Source organism: Cryobacterium algoritolerans, from assembly GCF_004402785.1.
GTDB lineage: Bacteria > Actinomycetota > Actinomycetes > Actinomycetales > Microbacteriaceae > Cryobacterium > Cryobacterium algoritolerans.
The window spans coordinates 56,874-77,484 of sequence record NZ_SOFP01000063.1 but is presented as its reverse complement, the minus strand read 5'-3'; the positions used below and the strand labels follow the sequence as shown (position 1 = coordinate 77,484).

General features: G+C 66.4%; 20 protein-coding genes and 1 other RNA gene. 5 read left to right on the top strand and 16 right to left on the bottom strand.

Going from position 1 to position 20,611, the window contains the following annotated elements:
- Positions 1-89 precede the first annotated feature (89 nt).
- Together E3O19_RS13650 and E3O19_RS13645 are read right to left on the bottom strand one after the other, a co-directional pair.
- Positions 90-3,122, bottom strand: a complete 3,033-nt coding sequence (locus E3O19_RS13650; RefSeq protein ID WP_134568455.1) for a bifunctional [glutamine synthetase] adenylyltransferase/[glutamine synthetase]-adenylyl-L-tyrosine phosphorylase — start codon at positions 3,120-3,122, stop codon at positions 90-92.
- A 23-nt stretch (positions 3,123-3,145) separates the two neighbouring features.
- Positions 3,146-4,483 (bottom strand): glutamine synthetase family protein, encoded by a 1,338-nt coding sequence (locus E3O19_RS13645; RefSeq protein WP_134506403.1) that lies wholly within the window; start codon positions 4,481-4,483, stop codon positions 3,146-3,148.
- A 102-nt stretch (positions 4,484-4,585) separates the two neighbouring features.
- Between E3O19_RS13645 and panB the strand changes: the two genes are divergently transcribed.
- Positions 4,586-5,458 (top strand): 3-methyl-2-oxobutanoate hydroxymethyltransferase, encoded by an 873-nt coding sequence (gene panB / locus E3O19_RS13640; protein WP_134568453.1) that lies wholly within the window; start codon positions 4,586-4,588, stop codon positions 5,456-5,458.
- Between the two features lie 3 nt (positions 5,459-5,461).
- Here panB and E3O19_RS13635 read toward each other — a convergent pair whose 3' ends face one another.
- The gene (locus E3O19_RS13635) at positions 5,462-5,650 is read right to left on the bottom strand and encodes an SPOR domain-containing protein (RefSeq protein WP_134568451.1); all 189 of its coding nucleotides are present in this window, start codon (positions 5,648-5,650) and stop codon (positions 5,462-5,464) included.
- Positions 5,651-5,662: 12 nt separating this feature from the next.
- Here E3O19_RS13635 and map point away from each other — a divergent pair, with 12 nt between their 5' ends.
- Positions 5,663-6,529, top strand: coding sequence for a type I methionyl aminopeptidase (gene map / locus E3O19_RS13630; protein WP_134568450.1), 867 nt, complete (start codon positions 5,663-5,665; stop codon positions 6,527-6,529).
- A gap of 16 nt (positions 6,530-6,545) precedes the next feature.
- On the top strand, positions 6,546-7,310 hold the full coding sequence (gene ppgK / locus E3O19_RS13625; RefSeq protein WP_134568448.1) for a polyphosphate--glucose phosphotransferase: 765 nt from the start codon (positions 6,546-6,548) through the stop codon (positions 7,308-7,310).
- A gap of 74 nt (positions 7,311-7,384) precedes the next feature.
- Here ppgK and rnpB read toward each other — a convergent pair.
- From rnpB to E3O19_RS13590, 7 genes are all read right to left on the bottom strand, one after another.
- An RNA gene (gene rnpB, locus E3O19_RS13620) (RNase P RNA component class A) lies at positions 7,385-7,761 on the bottom strand.
- 35 nt (positions 7,762-7,796) lie between these two features.
- Positions 7,797-8,534: a zinc ribbon domain-containing protein gene (locus E3O19_RS13615; RefSeq protein ID WP_134568446.1), complete on the bottom strand. Its 738-nt coding sequence runs from the start codon at positions 8,532-8,534 to the stop codon at positions 7,797-7,799.
- A 70-nt stretch (positions 8,535-8,604) separates the two neighbouring features.
- A complete protein-coding gene (locus tag E3O19_RS13610; RefSeq protein WP_134568444.1) occupies positions 8,605-9,426 on the bottom strand; it encodes a Nif3-like dinuclear metal center hexameric protein in 822 nt (273 codons plus the stop codon).
- An 80-nt stretch (positions 9,427-9,506) separates the two neighbouring features.
- Positions 9,507-9,776, bottom strand: a complete 270-nt coding sequence (locus E3O19_RS13605; RefSeq protein ID WP_134568442.1) for a hypothetical protein — start codon at positions 9,774-9,776, stop codon at positions 9,507-9,509.
- Between the two features lie 263 nt (positions 9,777-10,039).
- Positions 10,040-10,543 (bottom strand): DUF427 domain-containing protein, encoded by a 504-nt coding sequence (locus tag E3O19_RS13600; protein WP_134568440.1) that lies wholly within the window; start codon positions 10,541-10,543, stop codon positions 10,040-10,042.
- On the bottom strand, positions 10,540-11,220 hold the full coding sequence (locus E3O19_RS13595; protein ID WP_134568438.1) for a response regulator: 681 nt from the start codon (positions 11,218-11,220) through the stop codon (positions 10,540-10,542). The genes E3O19_RS13600 and E3O19_RS13595 overlap by 4 nt, the downstream gene beginning before the upstream one ends.
- Positions 11,217-12,890 carry a sensor histidine kinase gene (locus tag E3O19_RS13590; protein WP_134568436.1) on the bottom strand — a complete coding sequence of 558 codons (1,674 nt, stop codon included), beginning with the start codon at positions 12,888-12,890 and terminating at the stop codon, positions 11,217-11,219. The genes E3O19_RS13595 and E3O19_RS13590 overlap by 4 nt, the downstream gene beginning before the upstream one ends.
- 140 nt (positions 12,891-13,030) lie before the next feature.
- On the opposite strand from E3O19_RS13590, the gene E3O19_RS13585 reads away from it, so the two are divergent.
- Positions 13,031-13,903, top strand: a complete 873-nt coding sequence (locus tag E3O19_RS13585; protein WP_166804579.1) for a universal stress protein — start codon at positions 13,031-13,033, stop codon at positions 13,901-13,903.
- Complete coding sequence (locus E3O19_RS13580; RefSeq protein WP_166804578.1) at positions 13,900-14,727, top strand: universal stress protein; 828 nt, start codon at positions 13,900-13,902, stop codon at positions 14,725-14,727. Before E3O19_RS13585 ends, E3O19_RS13580 begins: the two co-directional genes overlap by 4 nt.
- A 73-nt stretch (positions 14,728-14,800) precedes the next feature.
- Here the strand turns inward: E3O19_RS13580 and E3O19_RS13575 are convergent, their stop codons facing one another.
- From E3O19_RS13575 to E3O19_RS13550, 6 genes are all read right to left on the bottom strand, one after another.
- A complete protein-coding gene (locus E3O19_RS13575; protein WP_134568430.1) occupies positions 14,801-15,697 on the bottom strand; it encodes a universal stress protein in 897 nt (298 codons plus the stop codon).
- A 129-nt stretch (positions 15,698-15,826) separates the two neighbouring features.
- A complete protein-coding gene (locus tag E3O19_RS13570; RefSeq protein ID WP_134568428.1) occupies positions 15,827-17,026 on the bottom strand; it encodes an IS110 family RNA-guided transposase in 1,200 nt (399 codons plus the stop codon).
- 281 nt (positions 17,027-17,307) lie between these two features.
- Entirely contained in the window at positions 17,308-17,646 is a 339-nt protein-coding gene (locus tag E3O19_RS13565) for a hypothetical protein (RefSeq protein ID WP_134568426.1), read from the bottom strand.
- Between the two features lie 143 nt (positions 17,647-17,789).
- The gene (locus E3O19_RS13560; RefSeq protein WP_134568424.1) at positions 17,790-18,506 is read right to left on the bottom strand and encodes a GAF and ANTAR domain-containing protein; all 717 of its coding nucleotides are present in this window, start codon (positions 18,504-18,506) and stop codon (positions 17,790-17,792) included.
- A 25-nt stretch (positions 18,507-18,531) separates the two neighbouring features.
- Positions 18,532-19,236 carry a GAF and ANTAR domain-containing protein gene (locus E3O19_RS13555; RefSeq protein ID WP_166804577.1) on the bottom strand — a complete coding sequence of 235 codons (705 nt, stop codon included), beginning with the start codon at positions 19,234-19,236 and terminating at the stop codon, positions 18,532-18,534.
- Positions 19,237-19,520: 284 nt separating this feature from the next.
- On the bottom strand, positions 19,521-20,315 hold the full coding sequence (locus E3O19_RS13550; protein ID WP_166804576.1) for an SGNH/GDSL hydrolase family protein: 795 nt from the start codon (positions 20,313-20,315) through the stop codon (positions 19,521-19,523).
- Between the last annotated feature and the right edge of the window lie 296 nt (positions 20,316-20,611).

Below are 20,611 nucleotides of genomic sequence, written 5' to 3'. Positions count from 1 at the left end.
GTCTGCCCTGCGGAGTGAGCCGCCCTGCCGCGTCCGGAGAGGCGTCGCATCCGCGGCCGGCGCAGTGGGGCGGAAAAAGGGAACAAGGGTCAGCCCGCGAAAGGCCCGGCACGTTCGACTGGGCCGTAGAAACGATGTTCGAAGACGGCTCGCGCGCGACGTGTCACGGCCAGATAGTCCTCCTCGAGCCGGTTCGCCGAGCCGGGCGGATATTCGAGCACCCGCGCGACGCCTTCCAACTGGATCCGGTCGGCGGGGAGCACGTCCGCGGTGCGGTTCGTCCAGAGGGTTATCGCGGAACGGCACCGGGAGGCGAAAAGCCAGGCGACCCGGAGCGTCTCGGCATCCGCTTCACTGACCAGGTCGGCCGCAACGGCAGCACGGAGCGCACCCAGGGTGGACGAGGTGCGCAGCGAGGAAATGCCAGAGGCATGCTGGAGCTGAAGCAACTGCACAAACCATTCGACGTCGCTGAGCGAACCACGCCCCAACTTGAGGTGACGGTTCGGGTCAGCTCCTTGAGGGAGCCGTTCGCGCTCAACCCTGGCCTTGATCCGTTTGACCTCCCGCACCTCCTGCTCGCCGATGCTCTCCGGGTAGCGCACCGCGTCGGCGACCCGGTCGAAGTCGCGGAGGAGGGCGGTGTCGCCGGCCACGCCGCGGCCGCGGAGCAGTGCCTGGGCCTCCCAGGTCAGCGACCATCGCCGGTAGTACGCCTCGTACGATTCGAGGGAACGGGCCACCGGCCCGTTCTTGCCCTCCGGGCGCAGTCCCATGTCCAGGTCCAACGGAAGACGGTTGTCGTCGGTGAGCCGGTTCAGTTCCCGGACGATCAACTTCGCGCGGTCGTGCGCGGCGCTCCCCTCGAGCTCTCCGGCCCGGAAGACGTACATGACGTCGGCGTCGGAGCCGAACCCGAGTTCAGCGCCGCCGAAACGGCCCATCCCGATCACGGCGAATTCGATGCCGTCGGTGGGCCCCCCCGGCTCCCCCATCAGGTTCGTCCCGCGGATGGCGGCGGTCACCCCCTGGATGATGGTGGCAGTCACATCGGTGAGCCCGGCCGCAAGCTCGTCGATGGTCAGCCGCCCGAGAATGGCGGAGAAGGCGAGCCGCAGCACCTCGCGGCGCCGGGCCGTGCGCATGATCGACGCCGCCGCGTCGGGACTCTCGTGCCTGGCCAGCACCGCACGGGTCTCCTCCTGCAGGGTCGCAACCGACCGGGGGCGCAGATCGTCCTCGTTCTCCAGCCAGGCCACAGCCTCGGGGATCGTCTCGAGCAGTTCGCCGATGAAGCGGGAGGAGGAGAGCACACGGGTGAGCCGTTCGGCCGCCCCGGAGGAGTCACGCAGCATCCGCAGGAACCAGTAGGTTGAGCCGAGGCTGTCGCTGAGCCGCCGAAAGGACAGCAGGCCGTAGTCGGGATCCGCGCCTTCGGAGAACCACTGCAGCAGGACCGGGAGCAGGTGACGCTGGATAGTCGCCCGACGGGAAACCCCACCGGTGAGGGCCGCGATGTGACCGAGGGCTCCCTTCGTATTGCGAAAGCCGATGGCGGCTAGCCGCGCCTCCGCCTGGGCGCTGGTGAGGTTGAGCCCTTCGGCCGGAAGTGCGGCCACGGCCGAGAGCAGAGGCCGGTAGAACAGCCGTTCATGCAGGCCGCGAACGCGTCGCTTGACCTCGGCCCAGCGCACAGTCAGTTGCGGGGCACTCGCGGCCAGGCCCGTTGCCCGGGCGAGAATGCGCAGGCTGGCCTCGTCCCGGGGCATCAGATGGGTACGCCGCAGCCTCTCCAGTTGCAGCCGGTGTTCCATCAGCCGCAGGATGCGGTAGTCCTGCGCGAATTCGGCGGCTTCCGCCCGGCCGACGTAGCCGGTGTCTGCCAGTGCGGAAAGCGCGGGAAGGGTTCCGGCCTGACGCACGGCGGGATCGGTCTGGCCGTGCACCAGTTGCAGCAGTTGCACGGTGAATTCGATATCGCGCAGCCCGCCGGGACCCAGCTTCAGCTGTACCGCGACCTCGTCGTCCGGGATGTTTTCGGTGACCCGCTCACGCATCCGCTGAACCGACTCGACGAAATTCTCGCGGCTCGCGCTGGTCCACACCTTGGGTGCCACAGCCTGAATATAACGCTGGCCGAGGTCCATATGGCCGGCGAGGGGCCTGGCCTTGAGCAGGGCCTGGAATTCCCAGCTCTTCGCCCAGCGCTCATAGTAGGCAAGATGGGACTCGAGGGACCGCACGAGCGCGCCGGACTTGCCCTCCGGCCGGAGATTCGGGTCGACCTCCCACAGCTCTGCTTCGATCGTCGGCTGGTTGACCCCCCGCATCATCAGGATGGCCAGCCGGGTGGCGATATCGACAGCTCGCGATATTTCCAGCTCCGCATCAGGGTCGGCCTCGGCGACGAAGATGACGTCGACATCGCTGACATAGTTGAGTTCCGCGGCGCCGGCCTTGCCCATTCCGATCACGGCGAGCCTGGTGGCCCGCACCTCGGATTCGGGGAAGACCCCGGGCGCGGCGACCGGCCCGCTCGTCATGCTGCGGGCCACGGCCAGAGACGCCTCCAGCGCGGCCGCGGCGAGGTCGGCGAGTGCCCGGGCGATGCCGTCAAGGCCGGCCACCGGATCGGACTGTTCGAGGTCGAAGGCCGCCAGCTCGGCCAGGCGGCGGCGGTACCGCACCCTCAGTGCCACCCAGCCGGGGTCGTCCACAAGCGCCGCGAATCCATCGACGGCGCCCACAGAATCGAGGAGGTCGGCCATCAACACCGCGCCGTCCGGCAGGTCGGCCTGTGACTCCGAGAGCACTCCAAGTTCCTCGGGATGTTGGAGGAAGAACTCGGCCAGGCCGCTGGAGGCTCCAAGGACCCTCAGCAAGCGCAAGGGCGCACCGGGGTGGGCGAGCAACGTCCGCAACTCGGCCGGAGCCTGGCGGAGCAGCGCAAGCATTCCGGTGAGCGCGCCGTCCGGGCTTGCCGCCAGGGCGAGCAATGGCAGGAGAACCGAAGGCTCAGGGCCGCCCAGTTCGGTGACTTCTTCAAGCCGGCCCCTGACCTCACCGAGTTCGACGAATCCCACCCGGGCAAGGTCGGTCAGAGTCAGCGGTTCCCGCTTCATTGCGTCCCGTTCCTCAGCGCGTGTCAGAGCATCTCAAGGTTCTTGTCGAGCTCGAACGGAGTCACCTGAGAGCGGTATTCCTTCCACTCCTGTCGTTTGTTGAGCAGCACGTAGTTGAAGACGTGCTCGCCAAGGGTTTCCGCAACCAGCTCGGATTCCTCCATGAACTGGATAGCGTGGTCGAGGCTCGCAGGAAGCTGACGGTAGCCGAGCGCCCGGCGCTCGGTGTCGCTGAGCCCCCAGACGTTGTCCTCGGCCTCGGGCGGCAGCTCGTAGCCTTCCTCGATCCCTTTGAGCCCTGCGGCCAGCATGAGCGAGTAGGCAAGATACGGGTTGGCTGCCGAGTCGATCGCGCGGTACTCGATTCTGGAACTCTGGCCCTTGTTCGGCTTGTAGAGCGGCACCCGGATCAGTGCTGAGCGGTTGTTGTGTCCCCAGCAGACGAAGCTGGGCGCTTCGTCGCCGCCCCAGAGCCGCTTGTAGGAGTTGACGAACTGATTCGTGACAGCGGTGATCTCCGGTGCGTGCTTCAACAGACCCGCGATGAACTGGCGGCCGGTCTTCGACAGCTGATACTGCGCGCCTGCCTCATAGAAGGCGTTCGTGTCACCCTCGAAGAGAGACAGGTGGGTGTGCATGCCGGAGCCAGGCTGGTCGGACATCGGCTTGGGCATGAACGTCGCGTACACGCCCTGCTCGATCGCGACCTCCTTGATCACGGTACGGAATGTCATGATGTTGTCCGCGGTGGTCAAAGCGTCCGCGTAGCGCAGGTCGATCTCGTTCTGACCGGGGCCGGCCTCGTGGTGGCTGAATTCCACCGAAATGCCGAGGTCTTCGAGCATCCGCACCGACCGGCGCCTGAAGTCGTGGGCCGTGCCGCCGGGCACATTATCGAAGTAGCCGGCTGAGTCGACCGGGGTGGGCCCGTTCTTGCCGTACTTCGACGACTTGAGCAGGTAGAACTCGATCTCGGGGTGCGTGTAGAAAGTGAATCCGCGTTCAGCTGCCTTCGCCAGCGTGCGCTTGAGCACGTTGCGCGGGTCGGCGACGGCGGGCTGGCCATCCGGCGTGGTGATGTCACAGAACATCCTGGCCGTCGGGTCGACTTCCCCGCGCCAGGGCAGGATCTGGAACGTGGTCGGGTCGGGGTGGGCCAGAACATCAGCCTCGAATGAGCGGGTGAGTCCTTCGATCGCGGACCCGTCGAAGCCGAGCCCCTCCGCGAAGGCCCCCTCGACCTCGGCCGGGGCGATGGCGACCGATTTCAGAGTGCCGACAACGTCGGTGAACCATAGCCGAATGAACTTGATGCCCCGTTCCTCGATGGTCCGAAGAACGAAATCGCGCTGCTTGTCCATTCACGCCCCTTCTTGTTGCTCCCTAGGTTACTGTCTGGCGTCGCGTCCGAGGTGAAACAGGCCGCCAACGGACCGAATGCCTTCCCTGACTACACTTGAGGCATGCCAGAGCCGACCTCGTCCGACGTGCCAGCAGCCGTCACTACGCAGAATCCGTTCGTCCCGGCGCCAGCCGGACCCAAGCGGGTGCGAACCAGGCATTTCCACAACGCCAAGCAACAGGGCATCCCGATTACCGGGCTGACCAGCTATGACATGCTCACGGCGCAGATCTTCGACGCGGCTGGAATCGATTTTCTGCTGGTCGGCGACTCCGCAGGCAACAATGTCTTCGGGTACGAAACGACCCTGCCCGTCACGGTCGACGAGCTCATCCCACTCACCCGCGCCGTCGCCCGCGCCGTGACCCGGGCCCTGGTCGTCGCGGACATGCCGTTCGGCTCATACGAGACAGGCCAGACCGAGGCGCTGCACACGGCCGTGCGGTTCATGAAAGAGGCACAGGCCCACGCCGTCAAGCTCGAGGGCGGCGTGCGCAGTTACAAGCAGATCAAACGCATCGTCTCCAGCGGCATCCCCGTGATGGGCCACGTGGGTTTCACACCACAGAGCGAGCACGGTCTCGGCGGCCACATCATTCAGGGCCGCGGTGATGACGCCGAGCGCCTGATCGAAGATGCTCTGGCTGTCCAGGAAGCGGGCGCTTTCGCCGTGGTCCTCGAAATGGTTCCGGCGACCGTTGCCGCGCTTGTCACCGCCCGGCTGGAGATCCCCACCATCGGTGTCGGCGCGGGACCGGACGTCGACGGGCAGCTCCTGGTCTGGACCGACTTCGCGGGGATGACCGACGGCCGGGTCCCGAGGTTCGTGCGACAGTACGCGAACGTGCGGAGCGTCCTTACCGACGCCGTGCACCGGTTCAAGGAAGACGTGCAGAACGGCGCTTACCCTGGCCCGGAGCACAGCTACGAGTAGGCGCTAACGCCCGTCAGCCGCGTCGTCAGCGGCCCACTTGGCGCTGTTCGCCCTCAGCTTCTCAAGCGCGCGCGACGCCTCCTCCCTGGTGGCGAATGGGCCGACCCGGTCGACCGACGGGGACTCGAAACCCTGTTCGACCGCACCGGTGCGCATGTTGTACCAGAACTGCTCTCGCTCATCTTCGGACATAAGCTTGATCCTATGCCTAAGGATTCCATCGGTCACCTGCTCCCCGGAACGGTATCCCCGACCCGACCAGTACCCCGCCACATCACCCGCCCGGAATACGTCGGGAAGGAATCCCCGGCACGATTCACCGGCTCCGATGTCTACTCGAGCCGGAAGGTCGAACTCATTCGCGAATCCGGCCGGATCGCGGCCCGGGCGATTGAAGCGGTTGGGCGGGCGATCCGCCCCGGTGTCACCACAGAACAACTCGACGTGGTCGGCCACGATTTCCTGGTCGCCAACGACGCGTACCCGTCGACGCTCGGCTACCGCGGGTATCCGAAGTCGCTGTGCAGCTCGGTGAACGAGGTGATCTGCCACGGCATCCCGGACACCACGGTGCTGGAGGAGGGCGACCTCGTCAACATCGACATCACCGCGTACAAGAACGGCGTGCACGGGGACACGAACGTCACGTTCATCGTCGGCCAGGCCAGCGACGAAGTGACACTGCTTGTCGAGCGAACCCGTGAGGCCCTCGCCCGCGGCATCAAGGCCGTCGCCCCCGGCCGCCAGGTCAACGTGATCGGCCGCACCATCGAGTCCTACGCCAAACGCTTCAACTACGGGGTCGTCCGCGACTTCACGGGACATGGCGTCGGCGAGGCCTTCCACTCCGGGCTGATCATCCCCCACTACGACTCCGCGCCGGTCTATGACACCGTGATGGAGGTAGGCATGGTGTTCACGATCGAACCCATGCTCACCCTGGGTTCTCCCGACTGGGACATGTGGGCCGACGACTGGACCGTCACCACCAAGGACAAGAGCATCACGGCGCAATTCGAGCACACCCTCGTCGTCACCGAGACCGGTGCGGAGATCCTGACGCTCCCCTAACCGATAGGTTCTAACCATGAGTTCAACCACGGCAATCGGCATTGACATCGGCGGCACCGGAATCAAAGGCGCGGTGGTAGACCTCTCTACCGGCGCTCTCCTCTCCGATCGGGTGAAGCTGCCCACGCCGAAGGGCGGTCGTCCGGCCGACATCGTCGACACGGTGAAGGACCTGCTGAAGACGGTGTCGGAAAAGGCCTCAGCCCCCGGCCTCCCGATCGGGATCTGCTTCCCAGCCGTGGTCAAGAACGGCCACACGATGTCGGCGGCAAACGTCTCAGATAGGTGGATCGGCCTCGCCGCGGAGAAGCTGTTCGAAAAGGGCCTCGGCCACCCCATCCACTTCGTCAACGACGCGGATGCCGCCGGTTACGCCGAGTCACAATTCGGCGCAGCGAAGGGGGTCCCCGGCGTCGTCATCCTGACCACCCTCGGGACGGGCATCGGAACCGCTCTGCTCAACGGCGGTATCCTGGTGCCGAACACAGAGCTCGGCCACCTCCAGATCGACGGCGTGGACTACGAGACTCGCGCTGCTTACGCCGCGAAGGAACGGGAAGACCTGAGTTGGGAGAAGTGGACCGGCCGACTGCACAAGTACTACTCGACCCTGGAGATGCTCTTCTCCCCCGACCTCTTCATCGTCGGTGGCGGGGTGTCGAAGCACCACCAGCACTTCCTGCCGCTGTTGAACCTGAAGACGCCGATCATCCCCGCGGTCCACCGAAACAACGCCGGGATCCTCGGCGCGGCGGCGCTCGCCGTCAAGAACCGGGGCTGAGCAGAACCGGTCCCCGGCCCGGATCCGCGTCGGGGACCGGGCCCACCGCCGGCTGGATCAGTGGGCGAGGAAGTGGAATGGGCCGGCTGATACGCCGGGTTCTGTCCCGGTGCGCGAAGCACCTTGGACGGCCATCTATCTGGGGACTACGTTGCCGCAGCCCTCTAGCGGTCTACCCGGAAACTCGGCGAGCCGCCTTAACGTTTCCTGTCTGACCTTGCTCCGGACGAGGTTTACCAAGCCGACCAGGTCACCCTGGCCTCTGGTGGTCTCTTACACCACCGTTTCACCCTTACCCCCGGCCGAAGCCGGGGGCGGTCTACTTTCTGTGGCACTGTCTCGCGGGTTGCCCCGGGTGGGTGTTACCCACCGCCCTGCTCTCTGGAGCCCGGACGTTCCTCGGCATCCGACGCCCTGCGGCACCGGATGTCGCGACCGTCTTGCCGACCCATTCCGAAGACCTAGTCTACAGGGGCGAAGTCCGACTCAGATCCCCGACTCCTCCGTGCGCACGAGAATCGCGCCGCAGTCCGGGCAGAACAGTACTTCGTCGGCCGGCGAGGAGCGGACGGCGTCAAGGTCACTGCCGGTGAGCGTGATCGTGCAGCCGCTGCAGGTGCGGGCGCGGAGCAGGGCCGCCGCGTTGCCCCGTCCCGACACGAACCGCTTCTCGTAGAGCGCGGCCAGGTCGTCGGTGATGCTACCGGCGATGGCCGCACGGTCACGGCGCAGCTCGCCGAGCTGACGGTTCAGATCGGCGAGACCCAGGTCCCGGGCTTGCTCGGCCTCGACGACCCGGGCCGCGATCCCATCACGTTCAGCTTCCACCGCAGCGACGGCACCCTCGGCTTCCTCAAGCCGTTCCATGACCGCAATCTCGATCTCCTCGAGCGCAAGGAGGCGTTTACGGAGCGCGGCAAGCTCGGTCTCGAGCGCCTGAACGTCCTTCACCGATGAGGTGTGCTGCACCCGGTCGGAGTCCCTGGCGATCCGCTTCTCGACCACGTCGACATCCGACTCGATCCGGTGCAGTTCGATTCGGATATCCTCCAAGGCGCCGGTGCGGGTGCCGAGGGTCATCCGCGTCTTGTCGGCAGTGACTCCGAGCTCCTTGAGCTCGGAGTGCTGTGGGAGCGCCTTCGTCTGGTGCTCGACCTGCTGCAGCTTGATGTCGAGGGCCTGAAGCCGGAGAAGCTCCTTCTGTTCTACTGGAGATGCCTTCACTTGTGTCCTGACCTTCGGGGTATTGGGCTTGCGGTATTGAGTTTGAATGCAATCGTGAGTTCTGGGCAGGTTACTGCACGATGACGAAGTCCCACGGATCGGTGCGGAGGTCGCTGACGGTGACCCGCACTCCGGGCAGGGCCTGCCGCAACGAATCGGCCGCGGTGTCCAGCCACAGCCATTCGCTGGCCCAGTGTGACACGTCCATCAGGGCCGGGGTGTTTCCGTTGAGGCGAGCCTGTTCTCGGGCCTCCGACACCGGGTGGTGCCGCAGGTCCGCGGTGATAAAGACATCGCTTCCGACCACGGCCGGGGCACCGAGGAGCGAGTCGCCGGCGCCGCCACAGACGGACACGGTTTCGACCATGCTGCCGTAGTCGCCGGACACCCGCACTCCCGACGCTGTCGCGGGCAGGAGATCGGCGACTCGGCGGGCCAACCCGCCCAGCGTTGTCGGCCGTTCCAATCGCCCCACCCGGCCGATGCCCGTTCCGGGCGCCGCCCCTTCGGAGACCGGCCGGGTGTCGACGAGGCCGAGTCGACGGGCGAGGATGTCCGAAACGCCGTCGGCGACGACGTCAGCGTTGGTATGCGCGGCCAAGAGGGCACAATCTGCCCGGATCAGGCGGCTGAGCAGCGCTCCCTTGTACCGGTCGGCGGCAACCGAGGTGACACCGCGAAGCAGCAGCGGGTGGTGCACCAGCAGGAGGTCGGCTCCGGTCTCGATGGCCTCGTCGACGGTGATTGCCACGGCGTCGACTGCGAGGTGAATAGCCTCGATGTCGCGTGCAGGATCACCGCTGGCCAGACCGGGTGCGTCCCAGTCTTCTGCCCCGGCCAGCGGCCACAATTCGTGGACGGTACGGGTTACTGCGGCGAGCGAAAATGACACGTCGCCAGCCTACCGTCGGCTGGGCGTCCGCCGCCTTCCACGCGACGGGCCCGGGCAGTCCTCCGGCGAATTCGGATGCGTCAACGCGGCGCCCACCAGCGGCGAAGCCCCCGGCGGCGGCGCGGTCCGTGGATGGCACTCTCCTCAGGTTCGACACGGGGACTGGCGCGCGGCGGCGGGACCCCGCCCGACACATCATCGGCGTCGTCGGGCAGGTCCTCATCCACCCCGGCAGGCAGCACCGGGCGGAAACCCGTTGTGGCTGCTTCGGGGCCGACCGGTTCGGGGCCGACCGGTTCGGGGCCGATTGATTCGAGGGGATCCTGCCCCGTCGAGGCGAACTCGGACATGGATGCGATCCTACCGAAGAATGTTCAGTTTCTCCTGGCGAGGTTCCATCATGAGCGGTGTGACCGCGACGATGATCGGGCACAGCCCGGCCCAGCCGACCGGTTCCGGGCGTTCGCCCGTCACTAGCTCGCGGCCACAAGGGTCGCCATGATCGGCTCGACCAAAGTGATGCTGGTGGCTGTTCACCCTCGCATGGCCCTCAGACCGTAGCTGTGAGGGCGGCAACAGCGCAGGTGGACCGACCCGACCGGAGACAGCGATTTCACCAGCCGAGCGTGCCGGGGGTGCCCTTGAACGGGCCGACCACGCGCGAAGTGATCCAGCCTCCGTAGAAGTCACCTGGTTGCGGGTGGACGACTTCGCCCCCAACGGTGCACGAGTCCATCCGGCCCGGGTAGACGGCCACCCGGCCGGCGAGTTCCGCATAGCCGTTCCAGGGCGTCGGGTAAGTCCAGGCCGCGGCCTCCTCGCGCCGACCGGGGGTCACCACGGTCAGGTAGGTGGCCAACCCCTTGTACTCGCAGATCGACCGTCCCGCCGCAGGCACCAGACTACCCGTGCGGAACGCCGTTCGCGGTAAGTAGTAGACCGGAGGGTGGCTGGTTTCGAGGACGCGAACCGCGTCAGACGTGTCCGCGATCACAACGCCGCCCAGCCTGATCACCACGCGCTCACTGCTCCGCTCAACTCGCGGAGGACGCGGGTAGTCCCAGACCGATTCCTGCCCGGGTCCCGGAACTGCTCTTTCGCTGCGCTCTGGCGTCATTCTGCCAGCGTACCGGTGCCGAAGGCCCGAATCCGGTCCCCACCGTCCGGCTCGTGGTTGTGCAGGCCGGCACCGAAGACAGCCGCCTGGGTGCGCCGTTGCATCCCGAGTTTCCCGAGCAGTCCGGAGACGTAGTTCTTGACCGTCTTCTCCGCTAGTTCGAGCTGCTCGCCGATCTGGCGGTTGGTCAGGCCCCGTGAGATGAGCTCGAGCACCTGCCTCTCCCTGGCGCTGAGGGTCGCCGCCGGTTCGGCCCGATCTGTCCCGAGCCTGCTAACAACGTGCGCCGCCACCGCTGGGGTGACCAGGATCTCGCCGAGGGCCGCCCGTCGAATGCTCTCGATCAGCCGCTGGCCCCGGATATCCTTCAGGACGTAGCCGGATGCCCCGGCCAGCACTGCCGCGTAGGTGGCCTCGTCGTCGTCGAACGCGGTGAAGATCAGGCACTGCACCGTCGGGTTCTGCGACCTGATCGCACGGCAGACGTCGATCCCGCTGCCGTCGGGCAGGCGCACGTCGAGAACGGCAACATCCGGCACCGTCGCGGCGACCCGCGCTAAAGCCTGCCTGGCCGTCGAGGCCTCGCCCACGACCTCCAGATCGGCCTCCATGTTGATCAGGTCGGCGATGCCTCGGCGCACGACCTCGTGGTCGTCGACCAGGAATACGCGGATCACTGTGCCGGTCCTTCCCGTGCGGCGGTCAGCTGCGCGCTCCACCGAAGAAAGCTTCCCCCCGTGTCGATTGCGGTCAGGGCCAGGGCACCATCCCAACTCCGGGCACGCGCCGCAAGGTTGGCCAGGCCGCTTGACCTGGCGGCCACGCCGGGCCCTACCCCGTCATCGATGATGTCCACCGTGACGATATCGCCCGCGACCCCGACCGACACCGTTGACTCGCTGGCCTCCGCGTGCCGGAGTACATTGGTCAGCCCCTCACGGATGACCGCTACGAGGTCGTCCGCCAGCGCATCCGGGGTGAGCAGGTCGATCGGGCCGGTGAACGTGATCCGCGGGGGATGCTCGAAGAGCGGACCAAGCTCGGCGAGCACGTCGAGGATTCGGTGCCGGACCGACGGCCGGTCGGGGTGGATCTCGGCTGAGAGTGCGAAAATGGCCGTTCGGATTTCGGCTATAGCCGCGTCGAGCGCGTCGACCTGATCGAGGATCCGAACCCTGAGGTCCGGCGGGGCACCCGTGCCGGCAATGGCCTGCAGCCCCAGCCCGGCGGCGAACAGTCTCTGGATCACCTGGTCATGCAGGTCCCGGGCAATCCGGCTGCGGTCCTCGAGAACGGCCAGGCGCTGTCGCACCGCCCGGCCACGAGCCAGTTCGAGTGCAACACCGGCCTGCCCCACGAAATCCGCTGCCATCTCCAGCTCGCTGGACGAGAAGCCAGATCGCCCCACCCGGCGGGACGCCGTCAGGACGCCGTAGGTCTTACCCGTCGTCCTCAGCGGAATCACCATTGCCGGTCCGACAAGGATGGCCTCGTCGGGATGCCCCGCCGCGCCGTCGGTCAGGAACGGCTGGCCGCTTTCCAGCGCCCGCCCGCACACCGCCGCGGATACCGGGAAGACGAGACCGCGAACCTGGTCGGCGAGCTCGCCTCGTGCGGTGTCAACCAGAAGAGTCTCGGAGCCTCCCGGCACGACGACGCAGACGAGGTCGGCACCCGCGATCGCCCCCAGCCGATCGGCGAGCAGCGCCCGCGGGTCGTCGGCGCGTTCAGACAGCAGCGCAGCACTGATCTCGGCGGTGCCGGCCGACCACCGCTGGTGCCGCTGCGTCTCGTCGAAGAGGCGTGCGTTCTCGATGGCGATCCCAGCGGTGGCCGCTAGTGCGCCGAGCAATTCCTCGTCTTCGCCGCTGAAGGCGCCAGCCGCCGGTTCGGTCAGGTACAGGTTGCCGAAAACCGCTCCGCGAACCCGCACCGGAACACCCAGGAAGCTGTCCATCGCGGGATGTCCCTCCGGGAAACCGACGGACCGACCGTCGTCGCGGAGCCTGGCCAGGCGGATCGGTTGCGGATCATCGATCAAGGCGCCGAGCAGACCCCTGCCGACCGGCAGATGACCGATCCGTTCGGCCTGGCCCTCCGGTATGCCGACGTGGATGAATTGTTCAAGCCCACCATTCGGCGCGATCACACCGAGGGCGCCGTAACGCGCGCCTACGAGTTCGACCGCCACTTCGACGATGCGGCGCAGGACCGTGGAAAGGTCCAGTTGCTCGACAACGGACTGGTTGGCCCTGAGCAGGCTGCGCAGGCGCACCTCCGGCTCGGCGGCCGCGGCCAGAAGGGGAAGCCGGTCGGTGACTGTGCTGAGGATGCGTTCCGGGGTCATGGCCGTGATCCGCCTCTCGGTCTGTTGCAGGGATTCTACTCGCGTGGGACGTTCGGCCCTTCCCCCAGCCGGGTCAGGCTGCGACCCTTGAGGGGGTCAAGGACGCGATGAGGTTTTTGAGGATGAAACGGGGTTCGGTCATGGTCGAAAGAGTCGTCGTTGCCATCGATGGGGGCCCGGCCAGCACGGCCGCCCTCGACTGGGCCCTCGCCCGCGCGAAGGTCCAGCCCGTGAGCCTCGAGCTGACGACCGTCGTCGAATTTGGCTGGGCCCCGGCAGGCGGGCCCGACGACGACTTTCGGCCGATCTATGAACGGGCGCTCGCTGATGCGACCCGGCGGGTCGAACAGGAGGCTCCCGACATCAAAAAAACGAGTTACGTGCGACGCGGGGTCCCGGCAGACGAGCTGGTCAGAGCATCGGCATCCGCCGACCTGCTTGTCGTCGGCACGAACAAGACAGGAGTATTGGCAGGGGCCGTCTATGGGACTCTTCCGCTGCGTCTCGCCGCACACTCGCGCTGTCCCGTTGTTGTTGTGCCTACCGTCTGGGTCCCGAGTGCAGGAAGCATCGCTGTCGGGCTGGAGGACGATGCAACCGCCGAGGGGGCGCTCGCCTTCGCCGCCGGCGAGGCGAGCCGTCTGGGACGCGTCCTCGACGTCGTGCACGCCTGGTCGATACCGGCCACCATTGCGGTCGAATATGGCGCGATCATCCCGTTCCACGATCTCCAGGAAGCGCACGCTGCGATCCTCGCCGAAGCCGCCGATCGCGTGCGCACGGCGCACCCGGGTCTGGACGTGAGGGAAGTGCTCGAACATGGCCCCGCGGCAATGGTCCTCGTCGACGCGTCCGGGGAAGCGGAAATGGTCGTTGTCGGCACGCACGGTCGCGGCGCGGTTGGCAGTCTGTTCCTGGGTTCGGTCAGCCACGACGTGCTGCTCAACCTCAAATGCCCTGTGGCGGTTATCCCACGACCGGAACGCCTGCCGGACTACCCGGTGGAGCCGTGACCACCTGCTACATCGGCGCAGACGGATCCGGGCCGAGCCGAGCAGCCATCCACTGGGCCCTCGCCCGGTCGGCCGGGGAGGGCAGCCCGGTCGTCCTCATCCATGTCGTCGACGATGAATGGGGTCTGCTCGGCGCCGGCTACGCAGTCGAGGCCGAGCGTCGGGCTCGGGAATTGCTCGACGTCGAGCTGGCGGACGCGGAGCACCGATATCCCGGGGTGGAAGTGGTTGCCAGGATCGAGCATGGCAGTCCGGCCTGGACCCTGGCCGGCCTGCCGTCCTCCGGCGACCTTCTGGTTGTCGGAACCCACAAGACCGGGTTCCTGCACGGGCGTGTGCTCGGCTCGAGGAGTGTGCAGGTGGCTGCGGCCGCCCGCTGCACGGTGGCGGTCGTACCCGACACCACCTTCGACACCCGGCGGGGGGTCGTCGTCGGCGTCGATCGTTTCGACGGGTCGGCCGCTGCCGTCGTCCGCGGGGCGCGCGAGGCAGCCCGGCTGGGCCAAGAACTGTTGCTGGTGCACGCCCCTCCGGTGAGCCATGTACTCCCGTCCGCTGACCTGCCGGGCAGCACCGGTGCGGCCCAACGGCTCCTCGTTGACGCTGCCGAGCATGCTGCACAGGCTGCCCCGCTCATCACGGTGCGTCGCCGGCTGGTGCACCGGGAACCCGCGGAGGCTCTTCTCGACGCAGGGAACGGCGCTTCGCTGCTGATACTCGGAGTCTCCCACCCGCACGCGATGGCTCAGCCCGTGATCGGTTCGGTCACCCACGACGTGCTGATGAATATCTCGGTGCCCGTGCTCATCGTCCGGTCCGACTGACGCTACCGTTGCCGTTGCCGCCATCTACGTTACTGCTACCGCCGTCTTGCCGGCGACGCGATTCGGGGCGGCCTCAGACCGGTTCGCTCTCACTTGGTTCGACACCACTCGATACGGGCTCGCTCAGTGCGGGCCTGATCACCGCCACCGGGCACGGCATAGTGAGGACAATCAGCTGGCTGACCGAGCCGAGCCAGAAACGCTGCAGGCCATGCCTTCCATGGCTGCCGACGACCAGCAGCCTGGCGCCGGCCGCGACCCTGGCCAACGTCTCGGAGGGCAGCCCGACCTCAAGTCGGAGGTCGAGGTCAAGGTCGGGATACTGCGTGGCCAACCCGGCAACGGCCTCGGCCAGCACGAGACGGTCGGAGTCGTCCGGCTCCATCGGCCAGTCGATCACCGCGGTGTCCGCCGTCCACGGGGTCGGCGCGCTCCAGCAGTACACCGCCGTCAAGGGCTCACCGTGCCGGTCTGCCTCCTCGGCGGCGAACCGCACCGCGGCCAACGATATGTCAGACCCGTCCACTCCCACCACGACGCCGCGCCCCGGGGATTCCTTCCGATCAAGGACCACAACCACCGATCCGGGCGCACGAGCGGCGATCTGGGCGGCGCGGGTACTGAACACATAATCGCGGAACCGGCCGAGGGCGTGGGAGCCGACAACCAGGAGTTCCGCGCCCGCTGCCCTCTTCGCCAGGGCCGAGGTAGGAGACCCAACGAGCACCGTGGAGTGGATGGCGAGGTGTGGTTCCAGGCGGACCGCTTCGGCCAACTCCCTGGCAAGTTCAGTCTCCGCCTGGGCCAGGGCAGCCCCGCGGAATCCGGCCGGAATGTCCCCCCATGTTTCGTCTACGACATGCACGAGATCGATCCCACATCGGCGCGGCGCAGCGTACCCGAGAGCCCACAGCAGTGCGCCCTCGTCCGTCGGCCTTCCGCTCAGTCCTACCACGATCCGCGTGTTCATCACGTACTCCTCCGCTGCCCGCCAACGGAACCATACTCCCCGCCCACGTCAGGGACGGATAGAGGCCAAGGTCCCGGCAGAACTGCGATCGCGTTGGGCACTGCAGCGGGGGTGCCCCTATGTGTTTCGTCAAGTCCTGATGGAGGTTTTGTTTTCGTAGAGCGTGCCATTGCGGAGCATGGCGTAGAGCACGTCGCAGCGTCGGCGGGCGAGGGCGATGAGGGCTTGGTTATGGCGTTTGCCTTGGGCGATCTTGCGGTCGTAGTAGGTGCGTGAGACGGGGTCGCTGAGGGCCGCGAAGGCGGAGAGGAACAGCGTGCGTTTGAGGACTTTGTTGCCGCGCCGTGAGGGGTGCTCGCCTCGGATGGATGATCCGGAGCGTCTGGTGACCGGCGCGAGGCCGGCGTAGGAGGCGAGGTGGCCGGCGGTGGCGGACTCCTTGCCTGAGATCTCGGTGATGACACGGGCGGCGGTCCCCACGCCGACGCCGGGCATGCTCGTGATGATCGGTTCCAGTGGGTTTGCGTCGACGACCTCGGCGACCTCGACGGCGATCTCGGCGCGTTGGCGGTGGAGCATGCTGAGCTGCTCGGCAAGGCGCGGTAGCACGGCGCGCGTGGCATGGGTGCCGCCAACGATGACGGTCTGCTCGGAGAGGGCCTGGAAGATTTCCTCGGCCAGGCGGCGGCCCATCCGTGGTGCGAGCGTGAGGAGGCGGTTGCCGACCCGGACCTTCCCGGCGGCCGTCAGCGCTGTCGGTGTCGGGTATTTCTGGAGGAGGTCCAGGACGGCTGGGTGGTCGAGGTGCGGGCCCAGTACTCGCTCCAACGCTGGGTGGATCTGCATCAGCAGCCCCCGGATTCGGTTGCTGGTGGCAGTCATCTGGCCGACGATGTCATCGTCGAATCCGCAGAGCATCGAGAGTTCGGCAACTTGCTCGTCTTCGAGTCGGATCGGCCGTAAAGCGTGCGGGAGGGTGCGGGCGGCTTCGGCGATGATGGCCGCGTCGCGGGCATCTGTCTTTGCCTCACCGGCGTGAAGGTCGGCGATGCGACGCAGTGCCAGACCGGGCAGATACGCCACGAGGATGCCTTCGGCATAGGCGACCGCGACAGGTAGAGCGCCGACTGTTTCGGGCTGGTCGACGACCGGGAGCACAGTGCCGCGGACCTTGAACTTCTGAATCACGGCGCGCAATTTGGCTTCGTCATTGGGGAGCGCTTTGTCGTAGAGGCGTTTCCCGGTGCGGTCGAGAGCGACCGCGTGATGTTCGCTTTTTCCAACGTCAACACCGATGAACACGTCGACGCTGTCGTAATTCTCAATCATGAGTTTCCCCGTCAGCCATGCGGATCGGTTGGCCTGTCCACGGCATCAAGTCTCGGCATCCACGTTACGTTCGACCCAGAAACGAGTTCCAGTCGAGCCCCTATTAGCGATCACCCAATCCCAGTCAGGCCCGGTGACAACACCCCCCGGATCATTAACGACTGGGGGCAGCAACCATGCCGGGCCTAACAGGCCAACACCCTAAGAAGCAAGCTTCAAGGGCTACCTACAAGGTAACGGGGTGGAGGAACCCGTATCCAACAGCGCAACCGGGGGGCGGATCAGTAATCGAACTCGTCGAACTGCGGTGAGTTGAGACCGTCGCCAGTCCAGCCGACCATCGCGGCATCCATGCCGACGAGCGCACGGTGCCGTAGGTCCGCGGTGGTCCCGGCCTCGACGAGTTCGCGGAGGATCGACTCGCTGGTCACACTCACGAGCTGGCTGGACGCCCCGATCAGGAACTGGGCCCGGCCGGGTTCGCCTGAGTCGGTGAGAACGGGGATGTCGACCACGTCGACCTGGCTGCGTGCGCTCAGCGATTCGGCGTAGCCCATCACGGCATCAGCGAGGTCACTTCCCGTGACGACTGACCCTCCCGGGTGAAAAATGCGTTTCATGGCCGACCCTCCCTGATTCACCAAATAACGGTGCTGCCGGGGTCTGGGGCGCGCCTTCATTATAAGACCATTCACGCCCACGGGCGAGTATCCGCCTCGCAATCCGGGAGGCCGGTCACCCCACGTCGGAGACCCTTGCGCGTTCACAGGGTAAGAGTGCGATTCACAACGCTTTCGGCCACCTCGACGAGAGACAGGCTGTTGTTCCGGGCATGGGACCTCAGCACCGCAAAGGCCTCCTCCATGTTCGAGTGATGGGTGTACGCCACAACTCCCTTGGCCTGCTCGATCAGCACCCTGCTGTTCAGTGCGTGCTGCAGCTGGGCCCGCGCGACGCCGCTCTCGCGCAGCGCCCGTTCCTGCAGGATGCCGATCGTCGCCGTGTCGGCCAGCGCCTGGACGGTGAGGAGATCGCCCGCTCCCAGGCCACCGAGACGGTCCCAAAAAAGGTTCAGGGAGCCGATGGTCGTCTGGCGGAGGCGGAGGGGAACGGAATGCATCGACTTGAAGCCCAATTCGAGCGCCCCGGAACGGAACCTGGGCCATTTCGGTGCCACGACGTCGAGATCGGGGATCGCAACGGGCTTGCCCGTCGTATAGCACTCCACGCACGGGCCGTTCCCGGCCCGAAGCTGGAGGATCTCGACGAGTCGGCTGCGCTCGTTGGTCGAGGCAACAACCTCGAGTTCATCGTTGTCGCCGGCAGAGAGGATGATGCCGACAGCGGATGCCTCGAACAAGAGCGCACACTTATCGACGAGTGTGTGCAACAGGTCGAGGATGTCGTAGCCGACAACGAGTGTGTCCGCCAAAGTGACGAAGGTCTCAACCAGCTGACCCTCACGTGTCTTGGTCACCATGAACCCATTCTAAATGGACGCCGCACTAGGAGCCGTCGAATTCTGTCGGAAAACTGATCTTGCGCAACACCACATCGGTTGCGACGTCACGCACCGTCCGACCGTGAGAAAAAGCATAGCCGCGAAGCACGAGGAGTGCATCCGCCGCCGGGAGGTCGAGCTGCGCCAGCAGCATTCCAGTAGCCTGGTGGACCACTCGACGCGAGTACCCCTCGTCGTCGTTCGCGTCGGGTATTCCGGGACGAGCAAACAACGCCCGCCGGAGAACCTGTCGCGCGGCCAGGGACACCAGCACGATCGCATCGTCGATCTGCGACGGGGACATGCTGCCCCGCCGGGTGGAGTAGAGCTCGACCGCCCCGATGTTGAGCGAACCGATGAACATGGGAAAGGCGAACAGTCCGACGACGTCCGTTGTCTCGATTGCGCGGACGAACATCGGCCAGGACGCCGACGGATTCCTGATGTCGGCGCTGAGAACCGGCCGGCGGATGGAGATGGCGTCCCAGCAGGGGCCCTCACCGAGGTCGAACTGGATTTCATCGATCTGAGCGGCCTGTTCGTCGCTCGCGCAGACGGTTTCGGTTCCGAACGGTGCGCCGAGGGTCGAAATCGAGGCGCCCGTGATTGGCAGGCTACTAAGGAACGGCCCGCACAGATTGGACGTGTTTTCCTTGGCCTCGGACAGCTCCAGTGCGGCCGCGGCGAACGCACGGCGGTCGGATGACATCAGGCCCCCGCCCATGCGTCGGCGTGCTCGCGATCCCACACTGGAAGCCAGGGAATCATTGGTCGGCACGACCTCTCAGCTCCTCGAAGGAACGAATGGCTTCCGTAGTGGCTGGGAGCGACGCGATTACCTGCGCTGGTCTCAGCGTATCCCGCCGGGCCGTCCCAGTGTTGCCGATTCGACCGGACAGCCCTCAGGTGTGTCCAGGCAGGCTCGGCCACTCTGACGCCGTAATCACACACCGAACCTGCTCCGGACGGCTGGGCGCGGACCCGGCCGTGACGCTACAAGACTGCCTGGATGGCCGCCGCATAGGCCTGATAGCCGGCGGGAGTCGGGTGGAAGGCATCCGGCCCGGCGAAGTTGACCCAGGATACGAGGTCGCCGATCGCGTGGCCCGCGAAGGCAGCGGACACATCGACGTAGACGATCCTCACGTTCGGGCTGGTTGTCTGGGTCTGGGCCACGACGCCATGGATGGTCTGGTTCAGCAGCGTCGTGGCAACGTTGAGTTGGGTGATCCGCGGGTCGGCCGAGGGGGCGAAGAGAAGCGGGTAGCCGGTGACGACTACTCGGGCGTTCGGGGCCGCGACCGCGACCTGCGCGTACGTCGCGGCCAGACGGCCAGCCAGCACACCGGAGTTGAGCAAGGCTCCGGCCGTGGAGATGGCGTTGCCGCATGCCACGGCATCCGGGGAGACACAGGCCGCCGCGATGCCGGCGACATTCAAGTCATTGCCGCCCACGGTCAGGGTGACCATCGTGGTTCCCCGGTTCAAGACCGACTGCTGGGTTGCAGTGACGTCGAGGGTCGTCGCCCCGCTGCAGCTGACGTTGCGTAGCAGGTTGGTGCCTTTGACGGCGTCCAAGAGCGCCGGGTAGCCGTTTGGGCTTTGCAGGCACGCGTTCGCGTAGCCACCACCTCCCTGCCCGGCCGCGTAGGAGTCGCCGAGGGCGACGTATGTGTTGACCGGGGACCTGGTCACGGCGGAGGCAGGAAGAGCACCGGCAGCGCCAACGCCCGAAGCGGCGAGGAGCACGGCGATGACGCTGGACAGGAATCTGATCGTCGGCTTCATGGCATGACCATACTCCCAACCGCGCATCAGGCGAATGACTCACCTCGGCGTGGCCTCAGCGATTCCGTGCGGGCCACCTGGCACTCCCTATTGGCCTGCGAATCACAGGGAACCGTCCTTGATTTCCTGGCGTTCCATTTCTGGTGAATGGATTCGGTTATGCCCAAGAATTTCCCGTAAGAGGTTCGCGATTGAGGGGTTTGGATCACTCTTCATCGTTGGGCCAACTACCCCGTGGTGCCCCGGGAGAACGAAGGCGATCCCGATGGCGACGACGAGTTTCGGGACGAAATCGA

What these genes read in the sequence shown, in the direction of transcription:
- E3O19_RS13565 (WP_134568426.1), bottom strand. Translation starts at nt 17,646, where the DNA reads ATGAAACGCATTTTTCACCCGGGAGGGTCAGTCGTCACGGGAAGTGAC.
- E3O19_RS13560 (WP_134568424.1), bottom strand. Translation starts at nt 18,506, where the DNA reads ATGGTGACCAAGACACGTGAGGGTCAGCTGGTTGAGACCTTCGTCACT.
- E3O19_RS13585 (WP_166804579.1), top strand. Translation starts at nt 13,031, where the DNA reads ATGGTCGAAAGAGTCGTCGTTGCCATCGATGGGGGCCCGGCCAGCACG.
- E3O19_RS13590 (WP_134568436.1), bottom strand. Translation starts at nt 12,890, where the DNA reads ATGACCCCGGAACGCATCCTCAGCACAGTCACCGACCGGCTTCCCCTT.
- E3O19_RS13550 (WP_166804576.1), bottom strand. Translation starts at nt 20,315, where the DNA reads ATGAAGCCGACGATCAGATTCCTGTCCAGCGTCATCGCCGTGCTCCTC.
- E3O19_RS13555 (WP_166804577.1), bottom strand. Translation starts at nt 19,236, where the DNA reads ATGTCATCCGACCGCCGTGCGTTCGCCGCGGCCGCACTGGAGCTGTCC.
- E3O19_RS13650 (WP_134568455.1), bottom strand. Translation starts at nt 3,122, where the DNA reads ATGAAGCGGGAACCGCTGACTCTGACCGACCTTGCCCGGGTGGGATTC.
- E3O19_RS13570 (WP_134568428.1), bottom strand. Translation starts at nt 17,026, where the DNA reads ATGATTGAGAATTACGACAGCGTCGACGTGTTCATCGGTGTTGACGTT.
- map (WP_134568450.1), top strand. Translation starts at nt 5,663, where the DNA reads ATGCCTAAGGATTCCATCGGTCACCTGCTCCCCGGAACGGTATCCCCG.
- E3O19_RS13635 (WP_134568451.1), bottom strand. Translation starts at nt 5,650, where the DNA reads ATGTCCGAAGATGAGCGAGAGCAGTTCTGGTACAACATGCGCACCGGT.
- E3O19_RS13645 (WP_134506403.1), bottom strand. Translation starts at nt 4,483, where the DNA reads ATGGACAAGCAGCGCGATTTCGTTCTTCGGACCATCGAGGAACGGGGC.
- panB (WP_134568453.1), top strand. Translation starts at nt 4,586, where the DNA reads ATGCCAGAGCCGACCTCGTCCGACGTGCCAGCAGCCGTCACTACGCAG.
- E3O19_RS13600 (WP_134568440.1), bottom strand. Translation starts at nt 10,543, where the DNA reads ATGACGCCAGAGCGCAGCGAAAGAGCAGTTCCGGGACCCGGGCAGGAA.
- E3O19_RS13575 (WP_134568430.1), bottom strand. Translation starts at nt 15,697, where the DNA reads ATGAACACGCGGATCGTGGTAGGACTGAGCGGAAGGCCGACGGACGAG.
- E3O19_RS13605 (WP_134568442.1), bottom strand. Translation starts at nt 9,776, where the DNA reads ATGTCCGAGTTCGCCTCGACGGGGCAGGATCCCCTCGAATCAATCGGC.
- ppgK (WP_134568448.1), top strand. Translation starts at nt 6,546, where the DNA reads ATGAGTTCAACCACGGCAATCGGCATTGACATCGGCGGCACCGGAATC.